The sequence below is a fragment of the Prolixibacter bellariivorans ATCC BAA-1284 genome, from assembly GCF_000621705.1.
Classification (GTDB): domain Bacteria; phylum Bacteroidota; class Bacteroidia; order Bacteroidales; family Prolixibacteraceae; genus Prolixibacter; species Prolixibacter bellariivorans.
Genome location: NZ_JHXO01000006.1, coordinates 320,357 through 343,607, shown reverse-complemented (window position 1 = coordinate 343,607; position 23,251 = coordinate 320,357). Strand labels below are relative to the sequence as shown.

At 44.9% G+C, this 23,251-nt stretch carries 20 protein-coding genes; 9 read left to right on the top strand and 11 right to left on the bottom strand.

Features of this window, described 5'->3' with window-relative positions:
* Positions 1 to 5: 5 nt before the first annotated feature.
* From rplB to T426_RS0106915, 10 genes are all read right to left on the bottom strand, one after another.
* Entirely contained in the window at positions 6 to 830 is an 825-nt protein-coding gene (gene rplB, locus T426_RS0106960; protein WP_025863436.1) for a 50S ribosomal protein L2, read from the bottom strand.
* Positions 831 to 838: 8 nt separating this feature from the next.
* Positions 839 to 1,135 carry a 50S ribosomal protein L23 gene (gene rplW, locus T426_RS0106955; protein ID WP_025863435.1) on the bottom strand — a complete coding sequence of 99 codons (297 nt, stop codon included), beginning with the start codon at positions 1,133 to 1,135 and terminating at the stop codon, positions 839 to 841.
* An 8-nt stretch (positions 1,136 to 1,143) separates the two neighbouring features.
* The gene (gene rplD, locus T426_RS0106950) at positions 1,144 to 1,773 is read right to left on the bottom strand and encodes a 50S ribosomal protein L4 (protein WP_025863434.1); all 630 of its coding nucleotides are present in this window, start codon (positions 1,771 to 1,773) and stop codon (positions 1,144 to 1,146) included.
* The gene (gene rplC / locus T426_RS0106945) at positions 1,773 to 2,390 is read right to left on the bottom strand and encodes a 50S ribosomal protein L3 (protein WP_025863433.1); all 618 of its coding nucleotides are present in this window, start codon (positions 2,388 to 2,390) and stop codon (positions 1,773 to 1,775) included. The genes rplD and rplC overlap by 1 nt, the downstream gene beginning before the upstream one ends.
* A gap of 22 nt (positions 2,391 to 2,412) precedes the next feature.
* On the bottom strand, positions 2,413 to 2,718 hold the full coding sequence (gene rpsJ, locus T426_RS0106940; protein ID WP_025863432.1) for a 30S ribosomal protein S10: 306 nt from the start codon (positions 2,716 to 2,718) through the stop codon (positions 2,413 to 2,415).
* Between the two features lie 26 nt (positions 2,719 to 2,744).
* Positions 2,745 to 4,811 carry an elongation factor G gene (gene fusA, locus T426_RS0106935; RefSeq protein WP_428829255.1) on the bottom strand — a complete coding sequence of 689 codons (2,067 nt, stop codon included), beginning with the start codon at positions 4,809 to 4,811 and terminating at the stop codon, positions 2,745 to 2,747.
* A gap of 96 nt (positions 4,812 to 4,907) precedes the next feature.
* Positions 4,908 to 5,384, bottom strand: coding sequence for a 30S ribosomal protein S7 (gene rpsG / locus T426_RS0106930; RefSeq protein ID WP_025863430.1), 477 nt, complete (start codon positions 5,382 to 5,384; stop codon positions 4,908 to 4,910).
* 143 nt (positions 5,385 to 5,527) lie between these two features.
* Positions 5,528 to 5,902: a 30S ribosomal protein S12 gene (gene rpsL / locus T426_RS0106925; protein ID WP_025863429.1), complete on the bottom strand. Its 375-nt coding sequence runs from the start codon at positions 5,900 to 5,902 to the stop codon at positions 5,528 to 5,530.
* Positions 5,903 to 6,129: 227 nt separating this feature from the next.
* Positions 6,130 to 7,434 (bottom strand): HlyD family secretion protein, encoded by a 1,305-nt coding sequence (locus tag T426_RS0106920; protein WP_025863428.1) that lies wholly within the window; start codon positions 7,432 to 7,434, stop codon positions 6,130 to 6,132.
* Positions 7,435 to 7,475: 41 nt separating this feature from the next.
* Positions 7,476 to 9,665, bottom strand: coding sequence for a peptidase domain-containing ABC transporter (locus T426_RS0106915; protein ID WP_148303686.1), 2,190 nt, complete (start codon positions 9,663 to 9,665; stop codon positions 7,476 to 7,478).
* A 393-nt stretch (positions 9,666 to 10,058) separates the two neighbouring features.
* Here T426_RS0106915 and T426_RS0106910 point away from each other — a divergent pair, with 393 nt between their 5' ends.
* Complete coding sequence (locus tag T426_RS0106910) at positions 10,059 to 12,215, top strand: elongation factor G (RefSeq protein ID WP_027585461.1); 2,157 nt, start codon at positions 10,059 to 10,061, stop codon at positions 12,213 to 12,215.
* Between the two features lie 89 nt (positions 12,216 to 12,304).
* Here the strand turns inward: T426_RS0106910 and T426_RS0106905 are convergent, their stop codons facing one another.
* Entirely contained in the window at positions 12,305 to 13,612 is a 1,308-nt protein-coding gene (locus T426_RS0106905) for a T9SS type B sorting domain-containing protein (protein ID WP_025863426.1), read from the bottom strand.
* A gap of 167 nt (positions 13,613 to 13,779) precedes the next feature.
* Here T426_RS0106905 and T426_RS0106900 point away from each other — a divergent pair, with 167 nt between their 5' ends.
* From T426_RS0106900 to hisD, 8 genes are all read left to right on the top strand, one after another.
* Entirely contained in the window at positions 13,780 to 16,095 is a 2,316-nt protein-coding gene (locus T426_RS0106900; RefSeq protein WP_025863425.1) for an ATP-dependent helicase, read from the top strand.
* A gap of 156 nt (positions 16,096 to 16,251) precedes the next feature.
* Positions 16,252 to 16,863 carry a DUF4290 domain-containing protein gene (locus T426_RS0106895; RefSeq protein ID WP_025863424.1) on the top strand — a complete coding sequence of 204 codons (612 nt, stop codon included), beginning with the start codon at positions 16,252 to 16,254 and terminating at the stop codon, positions 16,861 to 16,863.
* A gap of 12 nt (positions 16,864 to 16,875) precedes the next feature.
* The gene (murA, locus tag T426_RS0106890; protein ID WP_025863423.1) at positions 16,876 to 18,183 is read left to right on the top strand and encodes a UDP-N-acetylglucosamine 1-carboxyvinyltransferase; all 1,308 of its coding nucleotides are present in this window, start codon (positions 16,876 to 16,878) and stop codon (positions 18,181 to 18,183) included.
* 40 nt (positions 18,184 to 18,223) lie between these two features.
* Complete coding sequence (locus T426_RS0106885; protein ID WP_025863422.1) at positions 18,224 to 18,778, top strand: TlpA family protein disulfide reductase; 555 nt, start codon at positions 18,224 to 18,226, stop codon at positions 18,776 to 18,778.
* 163 nt (positions 18,779 to 18,941) lie between these two features.
* Positions 18,942 to 19,580 (top strand): nucleotide exchange factor GrpE, encoded by a 639-nt coding sequence (locus T426_RS0106880; protein WP_027585460.1) that lies wholly within the window; start codon positions 18,942 to 18,944, stop codon positions 19,578 to 19,580.
* A 38-nt stretch (positions 19,581 to 19,618) separates the two neighbouring features.
* The gene (gene dnaJ, locus T426_RS0106875) at positions 19,619 to 20,770 is read left to right on the top strand and encodes a molecular chaperone DnaJ (protein WP_027585459.1); all 1,152 of its coding nucleotides are present in this window, start codon (positions 19,619 to 19,621) and stop codon (positions 20,768 to 20,770) included.
* A gap of 312 nt (positions 20,771 to 21,082) precedes the next feature.
* Positions 21,083 to 21,949, top strand: a complete 867-nt coding sequence (hisG, locus tag T426_RS0106870) for an ATP phosphoribosyltransferase (protein WP_025863421.1) — start codon at positions 21,083 to 21,085, stop codon at positions 21,947 to 21,949.
* Positions 21,950 to 21,960: 11 nt separating this feature from the next.
* Entirely contained in the window at positions 21,961 to 23,250 is a 1,290-nt protein-coding gene (gene hisD, locus T426_RS0106865; protein ID WP_025863420.1) for a histidinol dehydrogenase, read from the top strand.
* Position 23,251 lies beyond the last annotated feature (1 nt).

Genomic DNA, 23,251 nt, shown 5'->3' with positions numbered 1-23,251 from the left:
GATGATTACTTTTTCCTACGTTCAACAATGTACTTATTCGAAGCCTTCTTCTTAGCGCGGGTTTTATAACCCTTAGCCAGAACGCCTTTACGCGACCGCGGGTGTCCACCCGAAGAGCGTCCTTCTCCACCACCCATTGGGTGATCGACTGGGTTCATAGCTACACCGCGTACTCGCGGACGACGACCAAGCCAGCGGCTTCGACCGGCTTTACCTGATCTTTCAAGCGCATGATCGGTGTTTCCAACTGTACCTACCGTTGCACGGCAAGCAGTAAGAACCATACGGGATTCGCCTGAAGGTAATTTGACAATTACGTACCTTCCTTCACGGGAAGTAAGTTGCGCATACGAACCAGCCGAACGAGCCATGACGCCGCCTTGTCCGGGTTGCAACTCAATGTTGTGAACGATGGTACCCAAAGGTATTTTGGCTAACGGAAGGGCATTTCCAACTTCTGGAGCTACGCTATCCCCCGAAATAACGGTTTGGCCTTCACGAAGACCGTTCGGGGCGAGGATGTAACGTTTTTCTCCATCAGCATAAACCAACAGCGCAATACGTGCGGTACGATTTGGATCGTACTGTACAGATTGCACTTTAGCGGGAATACCATCCTTATCGCGCTTAAAGTCGATAACACGGTACTTCCGCTTATGCCCGCCACCTATATACCTCATTGTCATCTTACCGGTGTTATTACGCCCACCGGTTTTTTTAATGGGCCTTAACAATGATTTCTCAGGTGTGTCTGTCGTAACGGTATCAAAGGCACCAATAATTTTGTGCCTTTGACCCGGTGTTACAGGTTTTAATTTTCTAACTGCCATCTCTTAATTTAGATATTGCTGTAAAAATCAATAGTGTCACCTTCTACCAAAGTAACGATTGCCTTTTTATACGAGTTGGTCTTACCAGTCAGAACACCACTTTTAGTAAAGCGTGATTTGGCTTTACCCGGATAGACCATGGTGTTTACGGAGGCAACCTTAACGCCATAGAGATCTTCTACAGCCTTTTTAATCTGCTGTTTATTTGCCCTGCGATCAACAACAAAACCGAAGCGGTTAAACGTTTCCGCCTGGTCCGTCATTTTTTCGGTTACAATGGGGCGAATCAGAATATCAACCATCATTTTTAGCGTTAAATCTTAAACATTTCCTCCATTGCCTTCACAGAACTCTCCACGAAAACCACTTTCTTTGCACGCATAATTTTATAGGTGCTTAATTCAGAAGCAGTTACAACTTCGGCATTCTGTAAATTTCTGGATGACAAATATATGTTTTTATTTGCTTCAGATAAAACAATCAACGACTTTTTATCAGCCACTTGCAGATTGTTCTGAATGGCAACAAATTCTTTGGTTTTGGGTCCTTCGAAGTTGAAGTCCTCCATAACGAGAATATCATTGCTCTTGGCTTTATAACTCAGAGCCGATTTCCGGGCCAAGGTTTTCAGCTTTTTGTTCAGCTTGAAACCATAGTTGCGAGGCTGCGGTCCGAAAACACGACCTCCGCCACGGAAAATGGGTGACTTAATGCTACCGGCACGCGCGGTACCAGTACCTTTTTGCTTTTTCAGTTTACGGGTCGAACCGGTAATCTCACCACGTTCCTTCGATTTGTGGGTACCCTGACGCTGATTGGCCAGGTACTGTTTTACATCAAGGTAAATGGCGTGATCGCTAGGTTCAACAGCATAGATAGAATCAACCAACTCTATGCTTCTTCCGGTTTCTTTTCCTGCTGTATTTAAGATTGCAATTTCCATTACTGTGCAACGATTAAGTATGAACCTTTGGCTCCGGGTACGGAACCTTTAACAATCAAGAGATTTTTCTCAGGGATAACCTTTAGCACTTTCAGGTTCTCTACTGTTACCGTCTTACCTCCGTCACGTCCGGCCATACGCAGACCTTTGAATACACGTGCAGGGTAAGAAGCAGCTCCGATAGAACCCGGTGCGCGCAAGCGGTTGTGCTGGCCGTGTGTGGACTGTCCAACACCGCCAAAACCATGACGCTTAACTACCCCTTGAAAACCTTTACCTTTTGAGATACCCGAGATATCGACCCAGCTTTCTTCCTGGATAATGTCAACAGTTACGGTATCGCCAAGCTTGAGTCCTTCATCGAATCCTTTGAATTCGATTACTTTACGTTTTGGGCTGGTACCGGCCTTTTTAGCATGACCTAGTTCAGCTTTCGTGCTGTGCTTTTCCTTTTTGTCCTGAAAACCCAGCTGAATTGCTTCATAACCATCGGTTTCGATGGTCTTAACCTGGGTAACAACACAGGGACCAGCCTCAATCACAGTGCATGGGATGTTTTTCCCCTCAACACTGAATACGGAAGTCATTCCGATTTTCTTTCCAATTAATCCTGGCATTTCTACTTGCTTTAAGCTTTTATCAAACTTTAATTTCAACCTCAACACCACTGGGAAGCTCGAGCTTCATCAGGGCATCAATTGTTTTAGCAGTTGAACTATAAATGTCGATCAACCTCTTGTAGGACGACAATTCAAACTGCTCCCTCGATTTCTTATTTACGAAGGTTGACCGCAATACAGTAAAAACGCGACGATGAGTAGGCAACGGTATAGGACCGCTAACCACTGCTCCGGTGGTCTTCACTGTCTTCACGATCTTTTCTGCTGACTTGTCGACCAGATTATGATCGTAAGATTTCAGCTTTATCCGAATTTTTTGACTCATGATAAGAACGTATTACAGCAATTATATTATAACAAATCTGTTCTTCCTTTAACATTCTCAAGCACACTCAGTGCAATGTTCTTCGGTACTTCGGCATAGTGCGCGAACTCCATCGAAGAGGTAGCACGTCCTGAAGACAGGGTACGTAGTACGGTAACGTATCCGAATTGCTCGGAAAGTGGAACCAATGCTTTAACAACACGTGCACCCAGTTTGGAATCCATGCTCTCAACCTGTCCGCGCCGGCGGTTCAAATCAGAAACGATGTCACCCATATATTCATCCGGAGTAACAATTTCCACTTTCATGATGGGCTCCAGCAGTATCGGTTTCGCTTTGGAAGCGGCATTTTTAAATGCCTGGCGACCGGCGACCTCAAACGACAACTGGTCGGAGTCAACCGGGTGGAACGAACCATCGAGCAGATTAACCTTCAGGTTTTCAATCGGGAATCCGGCCAACGGACCATTTACCATGGCGTCTTTGAAACCTTTTTCTACCGAAGGAATATATTCTTTAGGAATGTTTCCACCTTTTACTTCGTTAACGAATTGTAAGCCTGACTGACCCTCGTCAACCGGACCAACCTTAACGATGATATCAGCGAATTTACCTCGACCACCCGTCTGCTTCTTGTATGTCTCGCGAAGGTCGACAGATTGCGTAATCGCTTCCTTGTATGCAACCTGAGGTGCTCCCTGGTTACACTCTACCTTGAATTCACGTTTCAGACGATCAATAATAATCTCGAGGTGTAACTCACCCATACCACGAATAACTGTCTGTCCGCTGTCTTCGTCGGTATTAACCCGGAAGGTCGGATCTTCTTCGGCCAGTTTAGCCAAACCATTCGACAGTTTATCCAAATCTTTCTGAGTCTTCGGCTCAACGGCAACGCCGATAACCGGTTCCGGGAAAGTAATGGATTCAAGCAAAATGGGTTTATCAACTGCACAAAGAGTATCACCTGTACGGATATCTTTGAAACCAACGGCAGCACAAATATCTCCTGCTTCTACTGCATCACGAGGTTGCTGCTTGTTGGAGTGCATCTGGTACAACCGCGAAATACGCTCTTTCTTACCAGTACGTGTATTCATTACATAGGAACCGGCCTCAAGTGTACCTGAGTAAATACGGATAAAGCAGAGACGGCCAACAAACGGATCGGTAGCAATTTTAAATGCCAACGCAGTAAGCGGCTCAGAAGCTTCCGGTTCACGCATGATCACTTCTTCGGTACCTGGCTTGAATCCTTTTACTGCACCAACATCAATTGGGCTGGGCAGAAAAGCACAAACAGCGTTCAGTAATGTCTGAATACCTTTGTTCTTGAACGCAGAACCACACAGCATCGGAACGATATCGCCAGCAATGGTTGCCTTACGAATAACGCTGTTCAATTCTTCAACAGTGATGCTATCGGAATCTTCGAAGAATTTCTCCATCAGCTCTTCATCCTGTTCGGCAACTGCTTCTACCAGTTTCTCCCGGTATTCGTTTGCCTGCTCAAGCATGTCTGCAGGAATTTCTTCGATATCATATGCTGCCCCCATGGTTTCGTCGTGCCATACAATGGCTTTCATCGAAATCAGGTCGACAACTCCTTTGAATGTTTCTTCTGCACCAATCGGAATCTGAAGCGGAACCGGATTTGCACCCAGTTTCTCCTTCACTTCGCCAACAACTTTGAAGAAGTCAGCTCCCGAACGGTCCATCTTGTTAACAAATCCCATACGCGGAACACCGTATTTTACAGCTTGACGCCATACAGTTTCCGACTGGGCTTCCACACCACCAACGGCACAGAAGGTTGCTATAGCTCCATCAAGTACACGCAGCGAACGCTCAACCTCTACAGTGAAGTCAACGTGTCCGGGAGTATCAATGATGTTAATCTGGTGAATTATGTCGTTATACTTCCACTCGGTAAATGTAGCCGCCGAAGTAATGGTAATACCACGCTCCTGCTCCTGCTCCATCCAGTCCATTGTAGCTGCACCGTCGTGAACCTCACCAATCCGGTGGGTACGACCAGTATAGAACAAAATCCTTTCGGTGGCAGTGGTTTTGCCGGCATCAATGTGCGCCATGATGCCTATATTTCTGGTATTTTTTAAATCCCTTGCCATTGTGAATAATACTACTCTATTCGTGAATCCTTTTACTTATAACCTTGCAACAAATGATTAGAAACGGAAGTGTGCAAATGCACGGTTCGCTTCTGCCATACGGTGGGTATCTTCTTTCTTCTTGTAAGCTCCACCTTCTTCGTTAAATGCTGCAACGATTTCGGCGGACAATTTCTCCGCCATCGATTTACCTGAGCGTTTGCGTGCGAAAAGAATCAGGTTTCGGATCGAAATAGCCGTTTTACGTTCACCCCGAATTTCCATCGGGACCTGGAAGGTTGCCCCTCCAACGCGCCTACTTTTCACCTCTACCATTGGAGTAATGTTCTGAAGGGCCTTTTTGAAGACATCGAGAGACGAAAGCTCGTTTTCTTTCATCCGCTCATCTACGATTGCGAGCGCATCGTAGAAAATTTTGAATGCGGTGGTTTTTTTACCGTCACGCATCAAGTCATTTACAAACCGGGTTACCAGCGTGTCATTGAATTTCGGATCTGGTAACAGTATCCTCTTCTTTGGTTTTGACTTTCTCATTTTTAGTTACTCTTGTTAAGTGTTATTCGAATTAGCTGTTGTTCAGTCTTCAGTTTGCTAGCCTGCATGCACAGACCCTTACTCAACCAAACCACCACACAAATAACTAAATTGTACTAATTTCATTAACTGCAATAAATCGCTTATTTCTTCGGACGTTTGGCACCGTACTTCGAACGACGCTGCGTACGGCCTTCAACACCGGCTGTATCGAGCGCACCACGAATCAAGTGATAACGTACACCTGGAAGGTCTTTTACACGACCACCGCGTACCAGCACAATTGAGTGCTCCTGCAGGTTGTGTCCTTCACCCGGAATGTAAGCGTTTACTTCTTTACCATTGGTCAACCTTACCCTGGCAACTTTACGCATTGCTGAGTTCGGTTTTTTTGGCGTAGTCGTGTAAACACGTACACAAACGCCACGACGTTGCGGACAAGCGTCCAGCGCGGGAGACTTACTCTTCTCTTTAATCTGCTTTCTCCCTTTACGTACTAACTGTTGAATAGTAGGCATAAAAGTTTAAAATTTGAACATTAATATATTTACGCACACAAAATGGTTCGCAAAGGTACATTATTTTTCGGAGAATCAGCACTGTTTATTACTTCACAGCCGCAGATCCTGCCTAAAATCGGTTTGCAAAATTACACATTTTCAAGACAAAACCACATTTTCGCTAAAAAAAATAGCGCTATCTATGCGATTTTGAGGAATTTTGGATTTTTCGAAGTGGAATCACTCTATCGGGCCACGCGTTCGCGGAAGAGTGAACGGATGGGATTGAAGAGTCGCTGCAACAATCGGCGATCTTCGGTGATGATTTCGGCCGACCCGGAAATTTCGTGGTTGAAACTGAGCTTGGTCCCATAATTGGTTACTAATCCGTTGGGCAAATCAACTTCGCAGGAATAGTAATCATCATTCGGAACCAGTGAAATTTTGGCAACACGCCCTTCAACCATTCCATATTCCATATAAGGATAATTATCGAACTTGATATTGACTCGTTGTCCAACCTCAACCTTGCCGGACCCTCGGATTTGCAATTTTACTTTACCAATAATACGACTGGGCTTATCGGGTACAATTGTAAATACATTTTCGCCTTGTTTTACATTCTGGTTTACACTCCAGAACTTGGTAAACGTCACTTCTCCTTCAATTGGTGCTTTCATCAGGAAATTCAACTCCCACACATCAATCTCACTCCGAAGGTTATTGTAAGCCTCTTCCAGCGAAAGCTGAAGCCCTTTTTCCTCCTGGTCATATTTGTTCTGCATATCAATAACCGATTGCTGCAGATCCAGAATCTTCATTTGCGTTTCGGCAAGTGTGGTGCGAACGCCTTCAAAATCGTACTTTTTATTCAGCAGCGTCTGTTTCGATGTTTCAAACTCAGCCAGCGACAAAACACCTTTTCGATATAATAGAGAGTCACGCTTAAACTTTTTTTCAGCCAGCCCCAAATCTTCCACCACTACATTGCGACGACTCCACTGCCGGTCATAATACATCCGGTAAACTTTTACCTGATCCTGCAGCGCCTTGACTTTCTCGGGATAGTAATTACGCTCTGAAAAATGGACATAATCATTATACAATTTCAGGAATGCGGTATACTTGGTCTGAATGGTTCCAAGCGTGTAATTATCTCTGAAAACGGTCTGCTTCTTTAAATCAAAATCGATAAAGAAAGGTGCAAGCCAGCGCAAGTGCTTTTCCAAATCAAGAACATCATCGAAATTGGCCGAGTTTTCCAATAAGGCAATCCGCTGCCCTTTCTCAACATGCTCCTTGTCTTTCACATATAATTGCGTAATCTTTCCATCGACCCGGGCTAAAATATTGGCCGGCGGATTTTCGGTGGTAACAACAATAGGAGACGTAATAATATCGGGGTACTTAAAAAACCAGCTGCCAATAAAAAGCAAGGCAATCACTACAAAAACCAGCGTCGTGCCGTTGCGTGTTATCCACGCAGGCATACGTCCAAGAATATCCTGAACTTCTTCGCTTCTGATTTCCAAGTGTCTCTTTTTTTCCATAAAATCGGCAACGGTTATATATATAAAAGTACCCTGAAAAATCAGGCACCCAGTTCCAACTGATTCTTCACCAGATGAAAGTATTGTCCTTTTTTAGCAATTAACTCTTTATGTGTTCCCCGCTCTACAATCGCTCCTTTTTCGAGCACCACAATCTGGTCGGCATTTTTTACTGTACTTAACCGGTGGGCCACCACAATTACGGTACGACCTTTATAAAATTCCTCCATGTTCTCCATGATGATTTTCTCATTATTGGCATCCAGTGCATTGGTTGCCTCATCGAGGAAAATAAAATCGGGATTCTTATAAATAGCACGAGCCAGCAAAATGCGCTGCTTCTGTCCCTGTGATAAGCCAACACCCTCCTGCCCTATCTTGGTATTGTAACCTAAAGGTAGCGATTCAATGTAATCCTGTATATTGGCCATCCGAACAGCATGCAACATTTGCTCTCTGTCAATCGTCTCCTGACCAACGGCTATATTATTTATAATGGTATCCGAAAAAATAAATCCATCCTGCATCACTACACCGCACTTATCGCGCCACAGGCGGCTTGAAAAGTTTCGAAGCTGGATGTCGCCCAAATGGATATCTCCTTTCACCGGTTGATAAAATCCCAGCATCAGTTTGATAAGCGTGGTTTTTCCACTTCCGCTCATACCCACAATGGCTGTTGTTTTTTCGGCAGGAATATGCAAGTTAATATCTTTCAGAACCATCGGCGAATGCGGGCCTTCGTACTGAAAATGAACACTATTTATACTCAGCTCTTTGTTTTCCGGGAAAATCGTAATCTTCGGATCTTCGGCCTTTTCTTCGTCTTCCTTTTCATGAATCTCACCCAAGCGCTCAAGTGATATCTTCGCATCTTGTGCCGTTTGGAAGAAATTCATCAAACCTTCGATCGGGGCGTTCATCTGACCAATGATATACGATACAGCCACCATGGCACCCAATGTCATCTGCCCCTCGATAACCAACTTCGCCGACAGAAACGAAATCAAAATATTCTTCAGCTGATTAACAAAGCCTGAACCAATGGTCTGCGTCTGCGTAAGCGATAGCCGCTGCACATTTACCCGGAATAACCGGGCTTGAATACGTTCCCATTCCCAGCGCTTCTGCTTCTCACTGTTGTTTAGCTTGATTTCCTGCATTCCGGTTATCAACTCAATCAGTTTACTCTGATTATCGGATAACTGAGTAAAACGACGAAAATCCAGCTCCCGGCGACGCCTCATAAATATCAGAATCCAAATAACATACAGAATACTTCCCAAAAGGAAAATCGCCAAAATCTGCCAACTGTAAATAGCAAGAACGATTGAAAACACAACCAGATTGAACATGGAAAAAAGCACATTCAACGACTGGTTCGTCAGAAATTGCTCTATTCTGACATGATCGCCGATGCGCTGCATCATATCACCTATCATCTTGGTGTCGAAGAAACCAATAGGGAGTCGCATTAGCTTGACAAGAAAGTCTGAAATCAGCGATATATTGATGCGTGTAGTGAGATGCAATAAAATCCAGTTACGGATAAATTCAACGGTCGTCTGCGAAATAAACAACACCAACTGGGCAACCAGCACCAGGGTAACAAACCCCATGTTCCGGTTATTGATACCCACGTCGACCATCGATTGAGTCAGGAACGGGAAAATCAACTGGAACAAACTTCCCAGGAATAATCCCAGCGCCAACTGTATCAGAAATTTCTTGTAAGGCTTCAGATAGGCAAACAAGAACCGGAAAGAAGATTTATCCGTCTTCTCATCCTCTATATTATAAAAATCGGGTGTCGGTTCCAGCAGCAGGCACAATCCCTTGGCGTTCTCTGTATCTGTTGAGCCGGTCCATCCTTTCATGAATTCGCTTACCGAATACTTCAGTAAGCCATATGCCGGATCGGCTACGTAAATTTTCCCTTTTTTGATTTTGTATACAACGACAAAATGCTCCTGTTTCCAATGAACAATACAAGGTAACGGAACCTGTTCCGTCAACTGCTCAAAGGAGACACGCGCCCCGATAGATCGCATACCAATCGATTCGGCCGCATCCGATATTCCCAGCATCGATACGCCTTCTCTGGTTAGGTAACTTCGGTCCCTCAGGGTTTGAAGTGAAAAATTTTTCCCGTAATGTTTTGCAATCATCCGGAGGCACGACGGACCACAGTCCATGGCATCCAATTGCTTAAAGAAGGGAAATCGCTGCATGTACAGATAGTTTAATCCCTGGAAATGTTTCAGAACAAATATAACCGGAATCAGTTATATTCAAAACAAAATGCTTTTTTATGTATAGTTCAAGAGGCAATATTCGATAAAATATATTCTAAAACATATTTCCACTCCTCAATTTCACCACTTCTTACCTTCCACTTCCGCGAAAAAAAATTGCGATAATTCTGAATGACAAGTTATTTAGGACGAAAAACCAATATCTACATCGGAGAAAAACTGTCAATCGACTACCATCAAAGGGTTGTGTCTTGTTAAATAATTTTTAATTTTGATAGACTCGTTTGGCACCTGTCGAAAAAAAACAGGTGCCGTTTTACTATTCGAAACCTTTAAACATTTTTTCCATCCTAAAAACTTTGACAACACATGAAAGTATACCAAACCAATGAGATTAGGAATCTGACGTTACTGGGTAATGCCGGCGCCGGGAAAACCACCCTCGCGGAGACAATGCTCTACGAGGGTGGTGTTATCAACCGAATGGGTGAAGTAGACAACAAAAACACTGTTTCTGACTATCACCGGGTTGAACAGGAGTACGGAAACTCCGTTCATCCAACTGTCCTCTATACCGAATACAACGGTTGCAAACTGAACATCATCGATACTCCCGGAATGGACGATTTCGTCGGTGGTGTGATTCCCGCCCTTAGTGTTGCTGCTACCGGACTCATGATTTTCAACACCGTGAACGGAGTTGAAGTAGGAACCGAAATTGCCAACCGCAACGCAGCCAAATTCCACACTCCGCTTATTTTCGTGATGAACCACCTGAATCACGAAAACACCAACTGGGACATGTCGATTGATTCGGCGAAAGCCGCTTTCGGCAACAAACTGGCCATCGTCCAGTATCCTGTGAATCCCGGTATCGGTTTCAATAAAGTGGTCGACGTACTGAAGATGAAAATGTACGAATGGCCAGCCAATGGTGGCGAACCAAAAATCATCGATATTCCTGAAGAAGAGAAGGAAAAGGCCGAACAAATGCACAACGAATTGGTGGAAATGGCCGCTGAAAACGATGAGAATTTGATGGAACTCTTCTTCGAAAAAGGCGAACTCACCGAAGATGAAATGCGTACCGGCTTAAAGCTCGGAATGCTCGAGCGTAGTGTTTTCCCCGTCTTCTGCGTATGCGCTTCCTGCGACATGGGAACCCGCCGACTAATGGAATTCATCATTAATGTGGCTCCGCATCCCGGAGAACTTGCTCCGAAGAAAACAGTTAATGACAAAGAAGTAAAAGCCGACGTCAATGGCCCGACTTCGCTTTTTGTCTTTAAAACTTCCGTTGAACAACACGTAGGTGAAATCACTTATTTCAAAGTGATGTCGGGAACCGTGAAAGAAGGAATGGACCTGATGAACACAACCCGCAACGCTAAGGAACGGATCTCGCAGATTTACGCCGTTGCCGGAAAAAACCGGACCAAAGTAACAGAGATGGTAGCCGGAGATATCGGTGCCACCGTGAAACTGAAAGAAACCAAACACAATCATACGCTTTCCGACAAGGATGCAAATTATAAATTCCCGTCACTGCAATATCCGGAGCCTCGCTACCGTACTGCCATTAAGGCCGTAAACGAGGCTGATGAAGAAAAGATGGGTGAATACCTGCACCGGATGGCAGAAGAGGATCCGACCTATGTGATTGAGTACTCCAAAGAACTAAAACAGGTAATCGTGCACGGTCAGGGTGAATACCACCTCAATACGTTGAGATGGTATCTTACCAACGAGTTCAAAATTGATATTGAGTTTCTCAAGCCCAAAATCCCTTACCGGGAAACAATTACCAAGGCCGCACAAGCCGATTATCGTCACAAAAAACAGAGTGGTGGAGCCGGTCAATTCGGCGAGGTTCATATGATTATCGAACCTTATGAAGAAGGCTCGCCAGCTCCTTCAATGTTCAAAATTAACGGAAAAGAGCTGAAAGTCAATGTTCGCGGAACCGATGAGCACAAATTGCCGTGGGGAGGAAAACTGGTCTTCTGCAACTGCATCGTTGGAGGCTCCATCGACGCCCGATTCCATCCGGCCATTCTGAAAGGAATCATGGAAAAAATGGAAGAAGGTCCATTGACTGGTTCATATGCCCGCGACATCCGCGTTTTCATTTACGATGGAAAAATGCACCCCGTGGATTCCAATGAGATTTCGTTCAAACTGGCCGGACGACACGCCTTTAGTGACGCATTCAAGAAAGCTGGCGCCAAAATTCTGGAACCCATTTACGATGTAGAAGTGCTCGTACCATCCGACCGTATGGGTGATGTAATGAGTGACCTCCAGGGACGTCGGGCCCTCATTATGGGAATGAGCTCAGAAAAAGGCTTCGAGAAAATCGTGGCAAAAGTGCCGTTAAAAGAGATGAATAAATATTCTACTTCGCTCAGTTCGCTGACACAGGGTCGTGCCATGTTTACCATGAAATTCGCTGACTACGAAAAAGTACCGGGTGAAATTCAGGATGAACTGCTCGCTGCCTACGAAGCTGAACAAGACGAAGAATAAATCGTCTTTTCCAACCTATGACTAACTTAAAACCCCTGCCTCCTTAATTTGGAGCAGGGGTTTTTTCATGTTCAATATTATCTGCTATGTCACCTTAGGAGGTGAATAAATCCTTTTCGTTTTCGTCGTGTCCCGTCGCGACCCACCGCATCAACCACATAAAAATAAACACCCGCAGAAGCAGGTTTTCCACCAATCTTACCATCCCAGGCTGCCAGCTCAGAGTCTTCAGGAATATAACCACTCTTTTTAAAATGGTGAACTGTCCGCCCCCATCGATTCAGAATCTGAAAATCGAGCGATTCCAGCGAACGGGTTTTAATCTTCAACACATCATTCATGCCATCGCCATTTGGCGTAAAAACAGGCGGCACCATCACCAATGAGGTATCCACCACAATGTAATCACTCAAATAAAAAGTATCCCGACAGGTAAAATTCGGATTCTCCTTTGCGGCAACCAGCTTCACCATGTAACGTCCGGAATTCTCGTATGTGTAAACGGGATTCATGTCGGTCAGCACTTCCATTATGGAATCAACCGGCTCTGTCGCTGTGGATGCCTCTTCGCGGATGGCACTAATATCGCGGAACAAAAACCATTCGAATTTATCATTGTCTGCATTAAGCGACTCGTTATTAAACTGCACTTCCAACGGCGCCTGCGGATTACTATACTGCGGATCACCCTTCTGGCTGGTGGTCCACGAGAATTTTGCTTCCGGCACCACCGATTGATATGTCACTGTCGAGCTAGCGGTACAACCGGCCCGGTTTCTGACTTCCACCCGATAATCAGTGTTTTGCGCCGGTACATCGTATGTCGTAAACGAAGCTTGTGTCGCCAGACGTGTCTCTCCCTCATACCATGCATACGTATCATTCGGAGCCAGCACAAGTTGCTGATTCGAGGTGATATCGTAGTAAATAAAAGTAGAACCCGTTACCGTCGATTCAAGGTGAAAAGAAGTACAGGTCGATGCTGTTACGGCCGCAGTTACCTGCAACCAACTGTTAAATACCCACGCCCGGAATGAATAATTGTTCCCTCCTTCGGTAAATGAAACCTGATAACAACCGTCGGCTAAATTCTGAATAACGGAAGACGCTCCGCTTTCCGTGGCATATGCATCGAAACTGCCGGTTGCGCTGTTATATTTTGTCCAGTTGAATGTAACAACACTACCAGCAGACACTGCCTGCAATTCGGCAATTTGCTGTCCCTGCTGCGTGCAGAAATAGTAGATCATATCATTATTCGGGGTAACCGGATAGCTTGTACTTTCCGAAAAATCAGATGCCGGGGCAGTAAGTTGCTGTGCAACTGACGGCAATACTATTCCGGATACGAAAAAAACAACAAGACAGACTCTGGTGATCAGTGGGTTAATTTGCATGCAGGTAATTCTTTGCGGTTAAACCTGAATACAAGTATAAAAATAATAGACGGGAATTAATTTGAATTCCTTTACAGACCATTGAAATTTTTCCGTACAGGCAGTTATATTTGCAAGTGGTTCTGAACAGAATCCAGTATTTTTTAACCGATTAATCCACTCCCGGCGTGAACAACTACCTCGAGGAATTAAATGAAGCCCAACGCGATGCCGTTGTCAACACCGAAGGACCTTCGCTGGTAATTGCCGGTGCCGGTTCCGGGAAAACACGCGTATTAACCTACCGGATTGCTCACTTGCTTAAAAATGGCGTTCCCCCTTCGTCTATACTGGCACTTACCTTCACCAACAAGGCAGCCCGCGAAATGAAGGAACGAATTGCTAAAATTGTTGGTTCCCAAACTGCCCGGTATCTCTGGATGGGAACATTTCACTCCATTTTTGCCAGAATTCTTCGGAGCGAGGCAGAAATCATCGGCTACCCGTCCAGCTTCACCATTTACGACACGCAGGATACCAAAAGCTTGCTGAAGACCATCATCAAGAGTATGAAGCTCGATGATAAAACCTACAAGCCCGGTTTGGTTTACAACCGGATTTCGGCTGCCAAGAATAACTTAATTACCCCAACGGCATATCTGCAAAACACTCAGATTCGGGAAGCCGACCAGGCATCGCGAATGCCCCGGCTTGCCGAAGTTTACAAAGAATACGCACGGCGCTGTAAAAATGCCAGTGCCATGGATTTTGACGATCTGCTTCTGCAGACTAATTTACTATTCAAAAACCACGAGGAAATACTGGCAAAATATCAGCAACGATTCAAATATATTTTGGTCGACGAGTACCAGGATACCAACTTTTCGCAATACCTGATTGTAAAAAAGCTGGCACTGGGTCACGAAAATATTTGCGTGGTTGGCGACGACGCCCAAAGTATTTACTCCTTCAGGGGAGCCAAAATTGAAAATATCCTGAACTTCCGGAAAGATTATCCCGAATTCAACACGTATAAACTGGAGCAAAATTATCGGTCGACACAAACGATTGTGGATGCTGCCAATAGCCTCATTGAGAAAAACAAACGGCAGCTTCCCAAACGAGTATTCAGCGAAAACGCCGAAGGAGAAAAAATTCAGGTAATCGGTGCATTGACAGACAACGAAGAAGGCTACCTGGTGGCAAATGAGATTATCGACACACGGATGAACCATCAGCACCGGTTTGCCGACTTTGCCATTCTGTATCGGACCAACGCGCAGTCACGTATTTTTGAGGAAGCTTTGCGAAAGCGCAATATCCCATATAAAATCTATGGAGGCCTGTCGTTTTATCAACGCAAGGAAATTAAGGATTTACTCGCTTACTACCGGCTAGCGATTAACGTGAAGGACGACGAAGCCTTCAAGCGAGTCATCAATTACCCGGCTCGCGGAATTGGCAATACCACCATGGGGCGACTGGAGACCTATGCGGTTCAGAACAATCAAAGTATTTGGGAAATTGCCTCTAATCCGGATGAATGCCAAACGGCCGGACTGAACGCAGGGACACAGCGCAAAGTAGCCGAGTTTATTCACATGATTGAGGGATTTGCCAGCCAATTAACTTCGATGGAAGCTTATGAACTGGCCCTGCAAATTGCTTCGGAAAGCGGCATGCTGAAAGAGTTTTACAAGGACAAAACGCCGGAAAACCTGAGCCGGTACGAAAACGTTCAGGAATTGCTGAATGCGATTCAGGATTTTTCACTGAACGCGAAAGAAGAAGGACGTCCGAACCAGCTCAATAACTTCATGGAAGAGGTTGCCCTGCTCACCGATCAGGATACGGATAAAGAAGAAGACTTTGATAAGGTGACCCTGATGACCGTTCACTCATCCAAGGGATTGGAGTTTAAGAATGTATTTATCGTTGGTCTGGAAGAAAATCTTTTTCCATCGGGATTCTCTGGCACATTAACGGGTGCGGAACTCGAAGAAGAACGACGCCTGTTCTATGTGGCCCTCACCCGGGCCGAAGAGAATGCCTGGCTATCATTTGCCAAACAGCGCTATCGTTGGGGAAACCTGGAATTTTGTAATCCCAGCCGTTTTATCGGTGAAATCGACGAGCAGTTCCTCAACCTGAAATCGGGTGGCCTCCAGGCTCATCTTCCCCGGCGTGAATCCGTTCCACCTGCAAAAGAAGAAGCCACCACCAGAAGAAGTCCAATGGGTATTCGCAGTCAACAGGGAAATGAACATTTGGGTAAACGGCTCACCCGCATGAACGAAGCCAACAGGCAAAACGCAGCCGCATTTGCCGGAAGCGATCCGGAAGAAATTCAGGCTGGTATGTTCGTGGAACACCAACGTTTCGGGCGTGGAAAAGTTATTGCTATTGAAGGAACGATGCCCGACCGGAAGGCAAAAGTTTTCTTCCCTAATGCCGGCGAAAAACACTTATTACTGAAATTTGCCAAGTTGAAAATTGTAGAATAACCTTTGGGCGCGAACGAATATTCCTTTTCCATACCTCGAAGACCTTAACTTTTTGTAATATGCGGTAAAAGGATTAGATTTGTGATCGAAATCCTTCGTGCTTTTGCCTGATATTCCTGCATTATGCAAATGCCACTTAACCGAAGATACTTTTCAATGGATTATAACTCGAATCGTAAAAAACTGAAGCTTCCTGAATACGGAAGGAATATTCACAAAATGGTTGACTACGTGGTTTCTATCGAAGACCGCGAAGAAAGAAACCGTGCAGCCAATCAAATTATTGAGATCATGGGAAACATGTATCCCTACCTGCGTGATGTCAGCGACTTCAGGCATAAATTATGGGATCACATTGCCATCATGTCCGATTTTAAACTTGATATTGACTACCCGTATGATCCTCCTCGCCCGGAAACCTTTCTGGAAAAACCCAAGTCGGTGCCTTACGATCATACGCCCATAAAATATCGTCACTACGGAAAACTTGTTGAAAAGATGATTGAGCAAGCTTCCCAGTACGAAGATGGAACTCCGGAAAAAAAGCAGCTCATTCAAATGCTGGCTAATCAGATGAAAAAATCGTTTGTGGTTTGGAATAAGGAAACAGTAAACGATGATAAGATACTAAAGGACCTGGAAGAATTATCGGAAGGTAGCCTGAAAATTGAGGAAGCCCCCAGGCTTGCCGATGCACGCGACATACTCAGAACCGGCGGAAGCAGTAATAAAAAGAAAAGTAAAGGAGCGAACCGGAAACACAAGTAATTAGCGACTTACATGGCACGGTTTATCATAGAAGGTGGCCAACAACTCACCGGAGAACTGATTCCCCAGGGAGCCAAAAACGAAGCGTTACAGGTAATTTGTGCCGTCTTACTCACCGACGAGGAAGTAAACATTTCCAACATTCCCGAAATCAGCGATGTCCTGAAACTCATCGAAATGCTGAGAGGATTTGGCGTGAAAGTTACCCGTAAAGAGAAAGGGAATTACAACTTTCTGGCCAACCAGGTCAACATCAGTTACATCAATACTGAAGAATTCAGGAAGCTGGCAGGTGGCCTGCGCGGTTCCATCATGATAATCGGTCCGTTACTGGCTCGCTTCGGGAAAGGGATTATTCCACAACCCGGTGGAGATAAAATAGGACGCCGCAGGTTAGACACCCACTTCATCGGACTCGAAAAGATGGGCGCTGATTTCCACTATGATGCCGATAAATGTCAATACCAAATTAAGGCGAACCGACTCACCGGCACTTATATGCTTCTTGATGAAGCTTCGGTGACCGGTACAGCCAACCTGGTAATGGCCGCAACGCTGGCCAAAGGAACCACAACAATTTACAATGCTGCCTGCGAGCCCTATGTGCAACAGTTATGCAGGATGCTCAATTCGATGGGAGCAAACATCAGTGGGATTGGCTCCAATCTGTTGATTATTGATGGTGTTGATTCTCTTAGTGGCTGCAATCATACGCTGCTTCCCGATATGATTGAAGTAGGAAGTTTTATCGGTCTCGCAGCCATGACTTCCTCCGCTCTGACAATTAAAAATGTTTCGTTACATAACCTAGGTATCATTCCCGATGCTTTTCGACGGTTAGGCATTCATGTTGAAAACCGGGGCGACGATCTTTTTATTCCTTCCCAGGAACATTACGAAGTGGAATCGTTTATTGACGGTTCCATCATGTCTATTGCCGATGCGCCCTGGCCCGGATTAACCCCCGACTTGCTCAGTGTTTTTCTTGTCGTAGCAACACAGGCGCGGGGTAGTGTTTTGATACACCAAAAAATGTTCGAAAGCCGCCTGTTTTTTGTTGACCGGTTGATTGACATGGGCGCCAAAATTATTCTCTGTGACCCTCATCGCGCAACTGTTATCGGTCTTGACCGAGCAGTGCAACTAAGAGGAACACACATGACATCTCCTGACATCCGTGCCGGAGTGGCACTGCTTATCGCAGCTCTCTCCGCTACGGGCACTTCCACCATCGATCACATCGAGCAAATAGACCGGGGTTACGAAGCAATAGACGTTCGGTTGAACAGTCTTGGCGCGAAGATTGTAAGAGAATCGTAAGGAACGCAATTCCTGAACGTCTAACTTCAAAAAAATAGTCATGAAATATCGTACTTTCACCTTATCACTATTAATATCCGCTTTTGTTGCCTTTGCGGCACAAACAAGCTCTGCCAAAAACCATAAAAATAAAAGCACTTCTCCTCCGGTCGGAACGTCAATCGGAAGAACAGCGCCCAATATCGTGGAAACCAGCATCAATGGCGATACCCTCAAACTTTCCGCTCTTCGTGGTAAAATGGTTTTGATCGACTTTTGGGCGTCGTGGTGTGGACCTTGCCGTCGCGAAAATCCGAATGTCGTAAAAGCTTACGATGAATTTAAGGATAAGAATTTCGTTGAAGGCAAAGGATTTACCGTTTTTAGTGTTTCTCTCGACCAAAGTCACACAGCCTGGGAACGCGCGATTAAAATGGATGGCCTGTCATGGCCATGGCAAGTAAGTGATTTGAAAGGCTGGATGTCAAAATATGCGGGCGTTTACGGTGTGCGCGGTATTCCCACCAACTTCCTCATCAATGGCAATGGAGTTATTGTTGCCCGAAATTTGCGTGGTAACCGGTTGATTGAAACGCTTTCGACCTTACAAAAATAATTTGTAAACAGTCCGATAGGATTCCTTACTTTTGCGGACAACTCTATTTCAATGCAATCGGCTTGACAGTCGGTCGGGAAGAAAAATGTCAAATTGTCCGAAATCAGCAATTGGCAAAAGTTTTGTTGAACAGTGACGAACTTGTTTAGAAAACTTCAATCGTATGAGCAAAGAAAAAAACAAACAGGAGGAACAAAAGGAAATGAATACCAACCAAATGGAAGAAAAAGAAGTGACAAAAAACAGCTCCTCCGAAGGTGACGAAGTTTCAACTGCAGAAAAAGAAAAGCAATCAGAAGAGAAGCACGAGGATAAAAAAGACAAGAAAAAGTCCAAAAAAGACAAAGACGCGGACAAAATAGCAGAGTTGGAAAAGCAGATTGAACAGATGAATGACAAATATCTGCGCCTTTCTGCTGAGTTTGATAACTACCGCAGAAGAACATTGAAGGAAAAAATGGAGCTGACCAAAACAGCTGGAGAAAGCATTTTGACCAACATTCTTCCCGTTATCGATGATTTTGAACGCGCCATTGGCTCAATGGAACAAGGGCTTGAAGAAAATGCTGTAAAAGACGGTGTGCAACTGATCTACAGTAAATTCAAAGATTTTCTGAATCAGAATGGCATTAAGGAGATTGAGGCCAACGGAACAGAATTTGATACTGATCTACATGAAGCCCTGACGAAAATTCCGGCACCTTCCGAGGAACTGAAAGGCAAAGTGGTAGATGTGATCCAGAAGGGATACGTATTGAATGAGAAAGTGATTCGATTTGCCAAAGTAGTCGTTGGTGAATAAAAACGGAAGATTTTAACTGACAGGAAAGAAATCGGATAATGGCAAAAAGAGATTATTATGAAGTTTTGGGGGTTAGCAAAAGTGCAAGCCCGGAAGAGATAAAAAAAGCCTACCGAAAAAAGGCGATTCAGTTCCACCCTGACAAAAATCCGGGTGACAAAGCGGCTGAAGAGAATTTTAAAGAGGCTGCCGAGGCTTACGAAGTACTAAGCAACCCTGAAAAACGTCAGAGATATGACCAATTTGGACACTCCGGTCTTGGCGGTGGTCAAGGTGGATTCAGTGGCCATGACATGTCCATGGACGATATCTTCTCCATGTTTGGTGATATTTTTGGTGGAGGATTTGGTGGATTTGGAGGATTCGGTTCAGGAGGTGGACGCACACACCGCCGCACGAACCGTGGTTCGAACCTTCGGGTTAAAGCCAGCCTGACGCTGAAAGAGATTGCTCACGGTGCAGAAAAGAAAATAAAAGTTAAGAAATACGTTACCTGCGATAGCTGTCACGGTAGTGGAGCGAAAGGAAGCAATGGATACAGCTCCTGTTCCACGTGCCACGGTTCCGGCCAGGTTACGCGCATTAGCAATACTTTCCTTGGGCAGATGCAGACAACATCCACCTGTCCCACCTGTGGTGGCGAAGGCCAAATTATTACACACAAGTGTGACAAATGCCACGGCGAAGGAATTGTCAGAGGTGAAGAGATTATCAACATTAAAATACCGCCTGGCGTAGCGGAAGGTATGCAACTTTCCGTTAGCGGAAAAGGAAATGCCGCCCGGCGTGGTGGTGTTCCCGGCGACTTACTGGTACTCATCAACGAAGTAAAGGATCCGGAACTGATACGGGATGAGAACGATTTGATTTACAATCTTTATGTATCGTTCCCCGACCTGGCGCTGGGTACTACCGCTGAGATTCCAACAGTTGATAACAAGGTGAAAGTGAAAGTGGATGCCGGCACACAACCGGAAAAGATTCTTCGCCTTCGCGGAAAAGGATTACCCGATTTGAACGGTTACGGACGCGGCGATTTGCTGGTTCGCATTCATGTATGGGTACCTAAGAAGCTTAGCAACGACGAAAAGAAACAAATGGAAAAACTTCAGGAATCAGATAATTTCAGTGCAAAAAATGTCGGTTCAGAAGATCGCAATTTCTTTGACAAGGTAAAAGATATGTTCTGATAAATGGAGGCAATCGAAAGGTTGCCTCTTTTTCATATATGAGCAATGCACATAATTAATGCTCCGTAATTCTTATTTCGCATTAATTAAACATTAAAATACCTCCATTATTTTTCGCTGCTGTTGCGTCGTTTTTCTAAAATACGTATCATTGCAGCAACAACAAGATTATGAACAACGCAATTTTCCATTACGGTCATCATCATTTCCTGCTAAAAGGTAGGCCGTAATTGAAATGTCTAAGAATATTCATTAAAATTATCAGGCTTACCTTAATCGGGGTAAGCCTTTTTTTTCATCTAAAAATTTGTCATGAACTCAACATTACGCATCGCGATTCAGACTAAAGGCCGCCTGAATGAAGATTCCGTCGGTTTGATTAAAGAAACCGGCATTGATCTGATTTCCGGCAAGAGAAGACTCATCTCTGCAGCCAAGAATTTTCCCATGGAAGTTTTGTACCTTCGGGACGATGATATCCCACAGTCAGTTGCTGACGGTGTTGCTGATATCGGGATCGTCGGTTTAAACGAAGTGGCCGAGAAAAAGCAACAGGTTGATGTCATCAAACATCTGGGGTTCAGCAAGTGTCGACTTTCGTTGGCCATCCCACAATCAATGGTAAGCGAATATCCAGGACCAAAATGGTTTAACGGGAAGAAAATCGCCACCTCCTACCCGGAGATTCTGAAGGAATTTTTGGCTGAAAAGAAAATTGATGCGGAGATTCATGTGATTACCGGTTCTGTAGAAATAGCTCCGGGTATTGGTCTGGCCGATGCCATTTTCGATATTGTAAGTTCCGGAAGTACGCTGGTTAGCAACCGGCTGAAAGAAGTGGAAGTGGTAATGAAATCAGAGGCTGTTTTGGTTGCGAATCCAAAACTGTCCAAAGAAAAACAAGGTATCCTTGATGAACTGATTTTCAGAATTGAGTCAGTGGAAATGGGGAAAGGGAAAAAATATATCCTGCTAAACGCTCCGAACCATAAATTAGATAAAATTGTTGAAGTGCTGCCCGGAACGACTTCTCCAACCGTAATGCCGCTGGCTAAAGAAGGCTGGAGTTCACTTCACTCGGTTATCGACGATAATGAATTTTGGGAAGTAATCGGTAACCTGAAAAAAAACGGAGCAGAGGGAATACTGGTTGTACCAATTGAAAAAATGATACTATAAAAATCCAATCAATGCAGATTTACAATTATCCCCTTTTTAATACCTGGCCCAAAATCCTTTCGCGCCCGGCCAATAACTATTCTTCGATTAACAGTACCGTCAGGATGATTCTTGACAATGTAAAGAAGAAAGGTGATACCGCTGTTCGTGATTATACGCGTCGTTTCGATGGAGCCGACCTGGAAGAATTCAGGGTAAGCAAGGACGAAATGGAGAATGCTGCCCAAATGATTGAGCCCAAGCTGAAGGAGGCCATCCAGAAAGCGGCTAAAAATATCCTCGCCTTCCACGAGATACAGAAGCCGCCCATGCGGATGATTGAAACAACACCCGGTGTAAAGTGCTGGCAGAAATCTGTACCTATCGACAAGGTTGGACTTTATATTCCGGGAGGATCTGCACCTTTGTTTTCCACTGTTTTAATGCTCGGAATTCCCGCTCAAATTGCCGGCTGCAAAGAGATTATTCTCTGTACACCTCCTAATGAAAAAGGCGAGATTCATCCGGCCATCCTGTTTGCTGCCGGGTTGGTCGAAGTCTCCAGAATCTATAAAATTGGCGGAGTTCAAGCTATCGGAGCCATGGCCTATGGAACCGAAACCGTTCCTCGGGTGTATAAAATCTTTGGTCCGGGCAACTCATGGGTCACAGCTGCCAAACAAATTGTATCGGTTAACGATTGCGCTATCGACATGCCTGCCGGTCCATCGGAACTGGCCATCATGGCTGACGAATCGGCTAATCCTGAATTCATCGCAGCCGATTTGTTATCACAAGCCGAACACGGTCCAGATAGCCAGGTAATTCTGGTAACAACCGAAGAACCCCTTATTACCAAAGTATTGCAAGCAATCGACAGGCAAATGTCAGAATTGCCACGTGCGGCTATTGCTACCAAAGCATTAGAAAATAGTCGGGCTATTCTGGTGAACGATGAAGAGCAGATGGTTGAACTCATCAATTTTTATGCACCGGAACACCTCATCATTGCCACACGGAATACGACGAATCACGCCGACCGCATTACCAATGCCGGTTCGGTTTTCCTGGGAAATTTCACACCTGAGAGTGCTGGTGATTATGCATCCGGGACGAACCATACGCTTCCAACACAAGGATGGGCCCGCTCATTCAGCGGACTGAACCTGGAAAGCTTCTGCAAAAAAATTACGTTTCAGGAAATTTCCAGAGAAGGTATCCAGCAATTGGGGCCTACCATAGAAGCCATGGCCGAGGGTGAATTGCTTTTCGCCCATAAGAATGCAGCGACTTTGCGTATCAACTCCAGCGATGAATCATAGA

Excerpts from the sequence above, each read along its gene's own strand:
- murA (WP_025863423.1), top strand. The coding sequence starts at position 16,876 with ATGGCACGGTTTATCATAGAAGGTGGCCAACAACTCACCGGAGAACTG.
- T426_RS0106910 (WP_027585461.1), top strand. The coding sequence starts at position 10,059 with ATGAAAGTATACCAAACCAATGAGATTAGGAATCTGACGTTACTGGGT.
- rplD (WP_025863434.1), bottom strand. The coding sequence starts at position 1,773 with ATGGAAATTGCAATCTTAAATACAGCAGGAAAAGAAACCGGAAGAAGC.
- T426_RS0106895 (WP_025863424.1), top strand. The coding sequence starts at position 16,252 with ATGGATTATAACTCGAATCGTAAAAAACTGAAGCTTCCTGAATACGGA.
- hisD (WP_025863420.1), top strand. The coding sequence starts at position 21,961 with ATGCAGATTTACAATTATCCCCTTTTTAATACCTGGCCCAAAATCCTT.
- rpsJ (WP_025863432.1), bottom strand. The coding sequence starts at position 2,718 with ATGAGTCAAAAAATTCGGATAAAGCTGAAATCTTACGATCATAATCTG.
- rplW (WP_025863435.1), bottom strand. The coding sequence starts at position 1,135 with ATGATGGTTGATATTCTGATTCGCCCCATTGTAACCGAAAAAATGACG.
- fusA (WP_428829255.1), bottom strand. The coding sequence starts at position 4,811 with ATGGCGCACATTGATGCCGGCAAAACCACTGCCACCGAAAGGATTTTG.
- hisG (WP_025863421.1), top strand. The coding sequence starts at position 21,083 with ATGAACTCAACATTACGCATCGCGATTCAGACTAAAGGCCGCCTGAAT.
- dnaJ (WP_027585459.1), top strand. The coding sequence starts at position 19,619 with ATGGCAAAAAGAGATTATTATGAAGTTTTGGGGGTTAGCAAAAGTGCA.
- T426_RS0106920 (WP_025863428.1), bottom strand. The coding sequence starts at position 7,434 with ATGGAAAAAAAGAGACACTTGGAAATCAGAAGCGAAGAAGTTCAGGAT.
- rpsG (WP_025863430.1), bottom strand. The coding sequence starts at position 5,384 with ATGAGAAAGTCAAAACCAAAGAAGAGGATACTGTTACCAGATCCGAAA.
- T426_RS0106915 (WP_148303686.1), bottom strand. The coding sequence starts at position 9,665 with ATGCAGCGATTTCCCTTCTTTAAGCAATTGGATGCCATGGACTGTGGT.
- rplB (WP_025863436.1), bottom strand. The coding sequence starts at position 830 with ATGGCAGTTAGAAAATTAAAACCTGTAACACCGGGTCAAAGGCACAAA.
- rpsL (WP_025863429.1), bottom strand. The coding sequence starts at position 5,902 with ATGCCTACTATTCAACAGTTAGTACGTAAAGGGAGAAAGCAGATTAAA.
- T426_RS0106905 (WP_025863426.1), bottom strand. The coding sequence starts at position 13,612 with ATGCAAATTAACCCACTGATCACCAGAGTCTGTCTTGTTGTTTTTTTC.
- rplC (WP_025863433.1), bottom strand. The coding sequence starts at position 2,390 with ATGCCAGGATTAATTGGAAAGAAAATCGGAATGACTTCCGTATTCAGT.
- T426_RS0106880 (WP_027585460.1), top strand. The coding sequence starts at position 18,942 with ATGAGCAAAGAAAAAAACAAACAGGAGGAACAAAAGGAAATGAATACC.
- T426_RS0106885 (WP_025863422.1), top strand. The coding sequence starts at position 18,224 with ATGAAATATCGTACTTTCACCTTATCACTATTAATATCCGCTTTTGTT.